The following is a 9,601-nucleotide window of genomic DNA, read 5'->3' on the forward strand; positions in this document are numbered from 1 at the left end:
CCGATGGACAAGCTAGAGAAACCGCTGGAAACCTGGCGTGAAGAGCTATCCGACGAACAATTTCAGGTCTGTCGACTGGGGGCGACCGAGCGACCCTTTAGCGGTCAGTACAACGAAACGAAAACACCCGGCATTTATCATTGCGCCTGCTGCGACGCACCGTTGTTCGATTCTGACGCCAAGTTCGATTCCGGCTGCGGTTGGCCGAGCTACTTTCAGCCGGTCAGCGACACAGCAATCGCCAGCGTCGACGACTTCAGTCACGGTATGCACCGCATCGAAGTTAAATGTGCCCGTTGCGATGCGCATCTGGGTCATGTATTCCCCGATGGTCCTGCGCCGACCGGGCTGCGCTATTGCATCAATTCGGCCTCTCTCAACCACAAGCCGCGCGAGGCCTGACCGGCATCGCTACGCGTCGTCAGGATACTGCCATGCGCGATCCGCTGTTCGAGATTCCCTGCCTCACCATAAATGGCCAGCAGAAGACGCTTGCCGAGTTCGACGCCAAAGTACTGCTGGTGGTCAACACGGCGAGCAAGTGCGGCTTCACTCCGCAATACAAGGGGCTCGAGGCGCTATGGCAGCGCTATTGCGAAAAAGGGTTGTTGGTTCTTGGCTTTCCCTGCGATCAGTTCGGCCATCAGGAGCCAGGTGATGAAGAACAGATAGCAACCTTCTGTGAAAGGAATTTTGGAGTCAGCTTTCCGCTGTTCGCCAAAGTCCGGGTCAATGGCGGCGATGCCCATCCTCTGTTTGTTGAATTGAAGAAGCGCGCGCCCGGCTTTCTAGGCAGCAAGGCGATCAAGTGGAATTTCACCAAGTTTTTGATCACAAATGAGGGGCGCTCGGTCGAGCGTTTCGCTTCGCGTACCTCGCCGGATGCGCTGGCGGCACATATCGAAACTCATCTGTAGCCTATGATCCCGTGGCCGCTACTGAATTTTGCAGGTCGCTGGCGCGATCGTTCTGGAGTCGTTGAATGGATGCTGAGCTGAAAGCTTTTTTGCAGCGCGCCGATGCGCTGATGACGCGCCTGGAGCCTTTGTTGCCAGCGCAGCGGGCGCCGGTGGATTGGGCCACGAGCCTGGCCGCGCGCTGGCATCGTGAAGGTTCGGGCGGCTATTTGCAGGCCTTGGATGTGTCGCTCGACATGAAGCTGAACGACCTGATCGGTATCGACCGGCAATGCGAGCTGTTATCACGCAACACCGGTCAGTTCGTTTCCGGCCTACCGGCAAACCATGCCTTGCTCTGGGGCGCCCGCGGCACGGGCAAGTCTTCGTTGATCCGAGCGCTGCTGGCCGAACATGCAGCAGAAGGATTGCGCCTGATTGAAATCGAGCGCGACCATCTGGCTGACCTGCCAAGGCTGGTCGACCAGCTAGCGGGGCAGCCGCAGCATTTTGTGGTGTTCTGCGATGACCTTTCGTTCGAGGCAGGCGAGGGCGACTATCGGATCTTGAAGAGTGTGCTGGACGGCTCGCTCGAGCGCGCGCCTGAGAATGTTCTGCTGTATGCCACGTCGAATCGACGCCACCTTGTGCCTGAGCGTCAGAGTGACAACGAAAACTGGCAGATGGTTAATGGTGAGCTGCATCCCAATGAGGCGGTCGAAGACAAGATTGCGCTGTCGGACCGCTTTGGGCTTTGGCTGTCGTTCTACCCGTTCAGCCAGACGCATTACCTGAGTGTGGTGCGGCACTGGATCGGCTCGCTGGCCACGCAGGCGGGGCTGAACTGGAATTGGGATGATGAACTGGAAAAAGACGCCGTGCGCTGGGCCACGGCGCGTGGCAATCGCAACGGTCGCTGTGCTTACCAGTTTGCCCGGCAGTGGGTAGGGATTCGCTTGCTCTGACCGATTGGCAGGCCGTGCCAATTTCGGCATGCGCGGGGCGACGCCTCGTTCTGATGCAGCTGCAGAGACGTCTTGCGGCGAGGCGCGTTTCCGTCTCCTACAGCTGCACAACGCATCAGTCTCAGTTGGCTGGCGTTGCCTTTCCCATATCGATAAGTTTGGCAGTCATGCGCTGCTCGCCGGGTAGCAGGTTCTCCACAGACTCACGTGCCTTCATGCGCGAATAGTGCGCGGCCAGGGCTGGCCAGCGGCCGGCGTCGATCACTTCGCCACCGTGCTCCATGTTGATCAGCTGGCACGCAACGGCGATATCGGCGATCGAGAGCTGCTCGCCAATGAAAAAGGCGTTCTCCCCCAGCTGTCGCTCGAGGTAGTCGAAGTGCGGTGGCAGCTTCTCGTTCAACGCACTCTGCACGGTTTCCTCGTTACAGGGGTTACCCGAGCTCGGCTTCAGCACGCGGTTGCGGAAAATTCCGAATGTCGTCAGCGGTGCGAGCTCGTAATCTGCATATTTTTCCAGCCAACGTATCTGGGCCCGGTCGACCGGGTTATCGCCGTAGAGCTGTACTGTTTGGTCGTAAGTCTCGTCGAGGTACTGGCAGATCACGCTGGAGTCGGCGAGGCAGAGCTCTCCATCCTTCATGGCCGGAATGCGGCCGAGTGGGTTGAGCTGCAGATACCACTCCGGTGGGGTGAATGGCATGACGACTTCGAGCCCATAGTCCAAGCCCTTTTCCTGCAGACAGAGGCGTACCTTGCGAACGAAAGGCGATAGAGGGGCACCGAATACGGTTATTGGCATAACGAATTCTCCACGGCAGGGAGGCAGCCGCCGGACATTAGCGGATCGAGTGAACACGGCGATTGGGGCGCCGTCTCGATTCGTCCGGCCTGTGCCTTAATAGATGTTGTTCTTCTTCCAGTCGTCTTCACTTTCGAGGCTTTTCAGACCTTCGGCCAGCTCGCTCGGCTCGTCAAGCTTCGGCTGATGTTGTGTCTGCTCGAGCTTATTGGCATGACTGTAGCTCGCTTCGAGCTTGCTCAGCTGGTCTTGATAGTCGGCCGGGTTGGCCTGCTTGCGGATGTGCTGGATGCCGCGCTCGAAAGCCAGGCGTGCCTTATGCGCGCTGCCCTGTTGAAGTGCCTGCTGGCCAACATTGCTGAAGTATTCAACATGCAGCATCACCATCATCCGCTGGATCTGATGAATCCAGCGCTTGGCTGCGGTGGTATCCAGCTGATGCTGCTTGTTGGCCCAGACGATCTGGGCGTGCAGATCTTCCATCAGCAGGCGAATCTCCTTGGCCTGGGCTTCGGTGGTGACCTTGACCGGTGCGTTCTCCACGGGGATTTCTTCACCTTTGGCAGCCGCGCCGCGCAGCGCTGCTAACCGGGGTTCGAGCGTGGGGTTCTTCTTGTCGAGGGGCAGCAACTTCTCGCCCAGGCCCAGCTCCAGGCGCGTCAGCAGCAGCTTGAGTGCTGGCGTCATCATCTGGCCCGGAAAACTCTCGGATAGATTGGCGCAGCGGCGCATGCGGTCGCTGAGCTCCGCGCGGATGCGCGCCTTTTCCAAGTTGTTCTTCTCGACGATCTGGTTGATGACGCCGATTGCAATCAGGATGAAAAGGCCGGCAACGACCAGGCCAGTAATCAGAACTGGGGACACGAAACGCACCTCTCTGACCGAGCGATTTTTTGCGAGTGTAGAGCGTTGGATGGCAAGCTGATAGCTCAACGCTAGCTAGACGTTGGGTTCATAAAATATTTGCAGATGGTGCTTGACGACCCTGTTCGACGTCCATAGAATGCGCGCCACTTGCAGCGTGAAGCTCTAAAGCGAAACGCTGAAAGCCGGATAAAGCAGTAGCTTCCGGGCAGCGTCCCCTTCGTCTAGTGGCCTAGGACACCGCCCTTTCACGGCGGTAACAGGGGTTCGAGTCCCCTAGGGGACGCCATTTTTGTTGCAAGTTACGCGGGAATAGCTCAGTTGGTAGAGCACGACCTTGCCAAGGTCGGGGTCGCGAGTTCGAGTCTCGTTTCCCGCTCCAAATTTGCTTCGAGTCTTTTTGAAAGATATCGAAGCGCTAGAAAAGCGACCTCAGGGTCGCTTTTTTCGTTTCTGGTCAATTCATCAGTGATTGCCGCCCGCTGCGGATAGTCTGGATTGTCGAGTATTCGTCTCCTGACGTTTCCGACGCCAGGCCCCGCCACCCGCACCTTAAAGTTCAGGTGTCCTTGGTAGAAATGCTGCGCACGCGCGCCAGCGTTTCGCCAGTGCCCTGAGTCTGATCGTCCATTGCCTCTTCAATCAGGCAAGTCAGCATCAACGATAGGGCTTGTCCAGCGCGCTGTGAGCCGCGGAAAACTGCTGGCTATCGCTTCGCAATCCTCGTCGCGTTTGAGCCTGGTCTGGATGCCCCGTACCTGGCGGTAGGCAAAACAGGCCATTCCCTGACCGGTACATGACGATCATCGGGCGCGGCAAGCCTATGGCCAATCCCTCGCTATGGGTGCATCACAGTCTACTCGGCAGGGCCACCACAACGGCGTTGAATCATCGGCACGCTCTTGGGTTCAAAGAATGAGCCCCTTCGGAGAGCAGGACTATCAGAGCCATAGCCTCGGTCTTAGGAGGGGCCGCGTACAATCAACCTTCCCGCTTTCAGGATTTACTGATCATGGCGTCAACCGCTCAAAGCCCCGCTGCCACTTTGCGCTCTGTCTGGCTCGCCCAAGCGCAGGCCAGTCCCTGGATCACCTTCAGCCTTGCAGCGGCGGCGGTTGCGGTTCTGTTGCTGCTCGTGGCCGGTGGAGTCAACGCGTTCAATAACGAGTCCAGTAACGTTCGCTACGCCATGTTGGGGGGAGGCGCCGGTTTCGTTGCCACGGCTGCTGGAGCGTTTCTGGCCATCGGCTTGCGGGACGTCTCCACTCGCATGCAGGACAGTATGTTGGGTTTCGCGGCCGGGATGATGCTGGCAGCTAGCGCATTCTCATTGATACTGCCGGGACTGGAAGCCGGGCGTGAGCTGTTTGGCAACGGGCCTGCTGCGGCATTGACGGTCGTGGTCGGGCTCGGCCTCGGCGTTTTGCTGATGCTCGGGCTGGACCACTTCACGCCGCATGAGCACCAGAGCACCGGACCCCGTGGCCCCGAATTTGCCCGACTCAATCGGGTGTGGCTGTTCGTTCTGGCTATCGCGTTGCATAACATTCCGGAAGGCATGGCCATCGGCGTAAGTTTCGCCAATGGCGACTTGGGAGTCGGCCTGCCGTTGACCGCGGCAATTTCGATTCAGGACATTCCGGAAGGGCTGGCGGTGGCACTGGCGCTGCGCACCACTGGTTTGTCTGCGCGGACCTCCGTGCTGATTGCGGCAGCTTCCGGGCTGATGGAGCCCATCGGTGCGCTGGTCGGCATAGGCATGTCAAGCGGCTTCGCCATCGCTTATCCGGTCAGCCTCGGCTTGGCGGCCGGTGCCATGATCTTCGTGGTTTCCCACGAGGTCATCCCGGAGACTCACCGCAACGGTCATCAAACACCCGCCACACTCGGATTGATGCTGGGCTTCGCCGTGATGATGTTTCTCGACACCGCGCTGGGTTGAGTACAGCCACGTGGCGTTGAGAGACCCCGCGCAATGCCGACGCGCCGGCAATGCGCAAGGAGAGCCGACTCTAATCAGAGGTTTTCCAGCAACCGGCGTGCGGCTTCCTGGCCGCTGAGCCAGGCGCCTTCGACTCGGCCAGATAAGCACCAGTCACCGCAGGCATACAAGCCCAGTCCGGCGTCGGTCAGCGCTGTCCATTCATGGGCCTGGGCCGGTCGGGCATACAACCAGCGATGCGCCAGGGTGAATTCGGGCGCAGGCACTATGCAGTCGATCAGCTCCGCGAAGGCGCCGTGCAGGCGCTCGATCACCGCTTCCTTTGATAGGTCGAGATGCTGGCGGCTCCAGTTGCTGGTGCCGTGCAGCACCCAGGTGTCGAGTTCGCCGTCTCGCCCCGGTTTGCTGCGATTGCGGGCGATCCAGTCCAGTGCATCATCCTGAACGAAACAGCCTTCCACATCAGTGCTCAGCGGTGTGGCAAAGCCCAGCGCAACCGCCCATGTCGGTTCCATCGCGACGCTTGCTGCAACGGCAGCAAGCTTGGGGGCGCTTGGTAGCAACGCTGCGGCCTGAGGCGCCGGAACTGCAACCACTACCTGGCTGAAGGGGCCATGGCTGGTGCCTGATGCGTCGACCAGGGTCCAGAACTGTTCACCGCGAAACACCTCGGTGATGCGGCAACTGAAGGTGACCGGCAGCTCGCCCAGCAGGCCGCGGGTGATTGCGCTCATGGTTGGTGTGCCGACCCAGCGTAGTTGCTCATCGACAGAAGGGCTCAGTTGTCCTTCACGAGCTTGAAAAAGGTTCGGCGACCACTGATCGACCCAGCCTTCGGCGTGCCATTGACGCACGGCTTCGCTGAAGCGGCGATCGCGCGCTGTGAAGTACTGCGCGCCCAGATCGAGCGAGCCAGCATCGCTGCGTTTACTGGCCATGCGGCCACCGCTGCCGCGGCTTTTGTCGAACAGGTGTACGGGCTGCCCGGCATCGTGAAGCGTACGGGCTGCGGAAAGGCCCGCGATTCCGGTACCAATGATGGCGATTGGAGCCTTGCTCATGATTACCTCGTGTGCTGTGCCATGAGCCGCGCAAATGATTGGGTGCGGCATGATTTCATGACAAATGTGCGATAGCGCTTAGCCTCCCCATCCTCGAACAGACGATCGTCTTTGGCTAGAGGGTTTTGATGCAATGCGATAAAACAGCCAAGCTGTCGCCGCGGCCGCTGACCGGCGGTCATGCCCGGCCGCGGGGCCGAGTGTTCGGCCGGTGTTTTTGCCGTTCGTAGGCAGTGGTTGTAAGTTGCTGATAAGCCGGTACAATGGCGCCGCTCGCCGCCAGGCGGGTTTGTCATGGTGGGCCCTGCCGGTCCCCCCGCAACGATCAGCCGTGAACCCGGTCAGGCCCGGAAGGGAGCAGCCGCAGCGGTGACATTGTGTGCCGGGGTGTGGCTGGTAGGGTTCACCTCCATGACGATCATATCTTCCCTCCGTTTTTGCCATGCATCGGCTCCCTGCGAGTCCGAGCGAGCTGTCACGCCCGTTTATCGGGATGGCAAACCGCAGCCTTCGACTGCGATGCTCAAAGGCACGCAAGCTAGCCGACACGACAGTAGTCGAGAGCGTTAACGATTGTCGGAGGCGCGCGCCGCTGTAAGCCGTAATTGGAAGCCCGTATCCGGCATTCTTTGCAGGCATCCTGCAGGCGCAAGCAGCCTGGAACGGTTCATTCGAGGGGGTTTCGTTTGGCAGTCAAAACAAGCTGGGACATCTTTTGCGTCGTCGTCGACAACTACGGGGACATTGGCGTGACCTGGCGCCTTGCGCGGCAGCTGGTCGCCGAGCACGGGCAGCGTGTGCGGCTTTGGGTCGATGATCTCGATACCTTCGCTCGGCTTTGCCCGGGTAGCAGTACTGTCGCCGACCAGCAATGGCATGAAGGTGTCGAGGTGCGTCATTGGACACCTGGTTGGCCCGGCGCCGAGCCGGCCGACGTGGTGATCGAGGCTTTTGCCTGCCAGCTTCCCGACGCCTATATAAAGGCAATGGCTTGCAGCGGGCGCCGCATCCTCTGGCTTAACCTCGAATACCTCAGTGCAGAAGACTGGGTGGTGGGCTGCCATGCGCTGCCTTCCATGCAGTCCGATGGCTTGCAGAAGTATTTTTTCTTTCCGGGATTCGAGCAGGGCACCGGCGGCCTGATTCGCGAGGGCGATCTGCTGGCACGCCGGGAGGCGTTTCAAGCCAATCCGGTACTACGTGAAGCCTTTCTGCAGAGCTTCGACCTGACCGTGCCGGCTAACGCGCGCTTGCTCTCACTGTTCGCCTATGAAAATCGCGCCGTTGACGGATGGCTCGACGCGCTGGCTGTTGATGCGCGTCCATCACAGCTGCTGGTGCCGGAGGGGCGGGTCCTGGGCGACGTGGAGGCCTGGCTGGGGGTCGAGCAGCTGCAAGCCGGTGATCGTCATTCCCGTGGTGCGCTGGAGATTGCAGTGCTGCCGTTCATGACCCAGAACCAGTACGACATGCTGCTGTGGTGCTGCGATTTCAATGCCGTGCGCGGCGAGGAGTCCTTTATCCGGGCCCAGTGGGCAGGGCGGCCACTGGTCTGGCATATCTATCCTCAGGAGGAAGACGCGCACTGGGACAAACTCAACGCATATCTGGATCTGTATGTCCGCGACCTTTCCACGCCAGCTGAGGCAGCGCTACGTGAGTTCTGGAGAGCCTGGAACGATGGCATAGGCAGCGACATCACCTGGACCGCGATGCTGGAGCACGAAGCAGAGCTGCAGGCGCATGCCGACCGTTGGACACACAAGCAGGTCGCTAATGGCGATCTGGCTGGGAAGCTGGTGCTTTTCTACGCTGACTGGTCCGGGCCCGCTCTGGCTTGACACCGGGCTGCTCCGGGACCAGTCGTTCGGCATGGCTGTGAACATGATGCGGCGATGGCGCCATGCGTCGCAGCAGCGCGGCTTGCGACGAGACCGGAACAAACCCTATGATACGGGGCCTGATTTTATGTCTCTAATTCCATTCGGATATTCGTATGAAAACCGCACAAGAGTTCCGTGCCGGCCAAGTGGCCGTTATCAACGGCGCACCCTGGATCATCCAGAAAGCCGAGTTCAACAAGTCCGGTCGTAACAGTGCCGTGGTCAAGATGAAGCTGAAGAACCTGCTCAACGGTTCGGCGACCGAGACCGTTTACAAGGCTGACGACAAGCTGGAGCCGGTGATCCTCGAGCGCAAGGAAGTGACCTATTCCTACTTCGCTGACCCGCTTTACGTCTTCATGGACGAAGAATTCAACCAGTACGAAATCGAAAAAGACGACCTCGAAGGCGTGATGACCTTCATCGAAGACGGCATGACTGACGTCTGCGAAGCCACTTTCTACAACGATAAGGTGATCTCGGTTGAACTGCCGACCACCATCGTTCGCGAAATCGTCTACACCGAGCCGTCCGTTCGTGGCGACACTTCCGGCAAGGTCATGAAGACCGCCCGCCTGAAGAACGGTGCCGAGCTGCAGGTTTCCGCCTTCTGCGAAATCGGCGACTCGATCGAAATCGACACTCGCACTGGCGAGTACAAGTCCCGCATCAAGGCCTGATTTCAGCCCTGCGCAGACAAGCCCGGCCTGGCGCCGGGTGACTTGAGACCGAGCCCCGCTTAATGCGGGGTTTTGTTTTTGGACGATGTGATTTGCGCTGACTGTCCGGGCGAAGTCAAAGCTGGCCTCCGAACACGGAACCCCAAGCGACACCATTGCGGCTGGCTGGGATCAAGCCCGCAAACAGAGCAGTGGAGGATTCTGCTGCTTGCGGTTGAAACCAGCCGGTGCGCTGGAGTATGGTTGGGGCATCCGTTGGAGAACAGCATGCAGCTCAACCTGATTCCCTCGATCCTTGCAAACACCGGCGCCATGCGCACGGCGTTGCTGCGTGGGCAGACGATTGCGACCGACGGTTATTACTTTGGGTATTGGTTTAGCCATCGGCGCGCCTGATACCCCACAGGCGCCCTAGCAAGCAGGGTCGCCACCAGACAGTTTTCGAACCCCCGGTCGGCCACCCGACCGGGGGTTTTGTTTTTTCAGGCCTTGAGAAGGCCTTACATAC

At 59.6% G+C, this 9,601-nt stretch carries 10 protein-coding genes, 2 tRNA genes and 1 other RNA gene; 10 read left to right on the forward strand and 3 right to left on the reverse strand.

Annotation, left to right across the window (positions count from 1 at the left end):
* Positions 1-3 precede the first annotated feature (3 nt).
* From msrB to PSTU_RS0108975, 3 genes are all read left to right on the forward strand, one after another.
* A complete protein-coding gene (gene msrB, locus PSTU_RS0108965; RefSeq protein ID WP_019340707.1) occupies positions 4-402 on the forward strand; it encodes a peptide-methionine (R)-S-oxide reductase MsrB in 399 nt (132 codons plus the stop codon).
* Between the two features lie 32 nt (positions 403-434).
* Complete coding sequence (locus PSTU_RS0108970; RefSeq protein ID WP_019340708.1) at positions 435-917, forward strand: glutathione peroxidase; 483 nt, start codon at positions 435-437, stop codon at positions 915-917.
* Positions 918-982: 65 nt separating this feature from the next.
* Positions 983-1,861 (forward strand): ATP-binding protein, encoded by an 879-nt coding sequence (locus PSTU_RS0108975; RefSeq protein WP_019340709.1) that lies wholly within the window; start codon positions 983-985, stop codon positions 1,859-1,861.
* A 121-nt stretch (positions 1,862-1,982) separates the two neighbouring features.
* Here the strand turns inward: PSTU_RS0108975 and PSTU_RS0108980 are convergent, their stop codons facing one another.
* Positions 1,983-2,663 carry a glutathione S-transferase family protein gene (locus PSTU_RS0108980; protein WP_019340710.1) on the reverse strand — a complete coding sequence of 227 codons (681 nt, stop codon included), beginning with the start codon at positions 2,661-2,663 and terminating at the stop codon, positions 1,983-1,985.
* 96 nt (positions 2,664-2,759) lie between these two features.
* Complete coding sequence (locus tag PSTU_RS0108985; RefSeq protein ID WP_019340711.1) at positions 2,760-3,527, reverse strand: hypothetical protein; 768 nt, start codon at positions 3,525-3,527, stop codon at positions 2,760-2,762.
* A gap of 213 nt (positions 3,528-3,740) precedes the next feature.
* Here PSTU_RS0108985 and PSTU_RS0108990 point away from each other — a divergent pair.
* From PSTU_RS0108990 to PSTU_RS0109005, 3 genes are all read left to right on the forward strand, one after another.
* A tRNA-Glu gene (locus PSTU_RS0108990) sits at positions 3,741-3,816 on the forward strand.
* Positions 3,817-3,833: 17 nt separating this feature from the next.
* Positions 3,834-3,909, forward strand: a tRNA-Gly gene (locus PSTU_RS0108995).
* A 630-nt stretch (positions 3,910-4,539) separates the two neighbouring features.
* Positions 4,540-5,469 (forward strand): ZIP family metal transporter, encoded by a 930-nt coding sequence (locus PSTU_RS0109005; protein WP_019340712.1) that lies wholly within the window; start codon positions 4,540-4,542, stop codon positions 5,467-5,469.
* Between the two features lie 74 nt (positions 5,470-5,543).
* On the opposite strand, the gene PSTU_RS0109010 is transcribed toward PSTU_RS0109005, so the two are convergent.
* The gene (locus PSTU_RS0109010; protein WP_029404689.1) at positions 5,544-6,530 is read right to left on the reverse strand and encodes an NAD(P)/FAD-dependent oxidoreductase; all 987 of its coding nucleotides are present in this window, start codon (positions 6,528-6,530) and stop codon (positions 5,544-5,546) included.
* Positions 6,531-6,835: 305 nt separating this feature from the next.
* Between PSTU_RS0109010 and ffs the strand changes: the two genes are divergently transcribed.
* The 4 genes from ffs (at position 6,836) to PSTU_RS22165 (ending at position 9,489) form a co-directional block, all read left to right on the forward strand.
* An RNA gene (ffs, locus tag PSTU_RS21300) (signal recognition particle sRNA small type) lies at positions 6,836-6,932 on the forward strand.
* Between the two features lie 284 nt (positions 6,933-7,216).
* Entirely contained in the window at positions 7,217-8,371 is a 1,155-nt protein-coding gene (gene earP, locus PSTU_RS0109015; RefSeq protein ID WP_019340714.1) for an elongation factor P maturation arginine rhamnosyltransferase EarP, read from the forward strand.
* A gap of 155 nt (positions 8,372-8,526) precedes the next feature.
* Positions 8,527-9,093, forward strand: a complete 567-nt coding sequence (gene efp / locus PSTU_RS0109020) for an elongation factor P (protein WP_019340715.1) — start codon at positions 8,527-8,529, stop codon at positions 9,091-9,093.
* A gap of 267 nt (positions 9,094-9,360) precedes the next feature.
* Positions 9,361-9,489: a hypothetical protein gene (locus PSTU_RS22165; protein ID WP_019340716.1), complete on the forward strand. Its 129-nt coding sequence runs from the start codon at positions 9,361-9,363 to the stop codon at positions 9,487-9,489.
* The last annotated feature ends 112 nt before the right edge of the window (positions 9,490-9,601 follow it).

It is taken from the genome of Stutzerimonas stutzeri SDM-LAC, from assembly GCF_000235745.1.
Lineage (GTDB): Bacteria > Pseudomonadota > Gammaproteobacteria > Pseudomonadales > Pseudomonadaceae > Stutzerimonas > Stutzerimonas stutzeri_H.

Coding starts and splice junctions, on each gene's coding strand:
- PSTU_RS0108975 (WP_019340709.1), top strand. CDS start 983: ATGGATGCTGAGCTGAAAGCTTTTTTGCAGCGCGCCGATGCGCTGATG.
- PSTU_RS0109010 (WP_029404689.1), bottom strand. CDS start 6,530: ATGAGCAAGGCTCCAATCGCCATCATTGGTACCGGAATCGCGGGCCTT.
- PSTU_RS0108970 (WP_019340708.1), top strand. CDS start 435: ATGCGCGATCCGCTGTTCGAGATTCCCTGCCTCACCATAAATGGCCAG.
- PSTU_RS0109005 (WP_019340712.1), top strand. CDS start 4,540: ATGGCGTCAACCGCTCAAAGCCCCGCTGCCACTTTGCGCTCTGTCTGG.
- efp (WP_019340715.1), top strand. CDS start 8,527: ATGAAAACCGCACAAGAGTTCCGTGCCGGCCAAGTGGCCGTTATCAAC.
- PSTU_RS0108980 (WP_019340710.1), bottom strand. CDS start 2,663: ATGCCAATAACCGTATTCGGTGCCCCTCTATCGCCTTTCGTTCGCAAG.
- msrB (WP_019340707.1), top strand. CDS start 4: ATGGACAAGCTAGAGAAACCGCTGGAAACCTGGCGTGAAGAGCTATCC.
- PSTU_RS22165 (WP_019340716.1), top strand. CDS start 9,361: ATGCAGCTCAACCTGATTCCCTCGATCCTTGCAAACACCGGCGCCATG.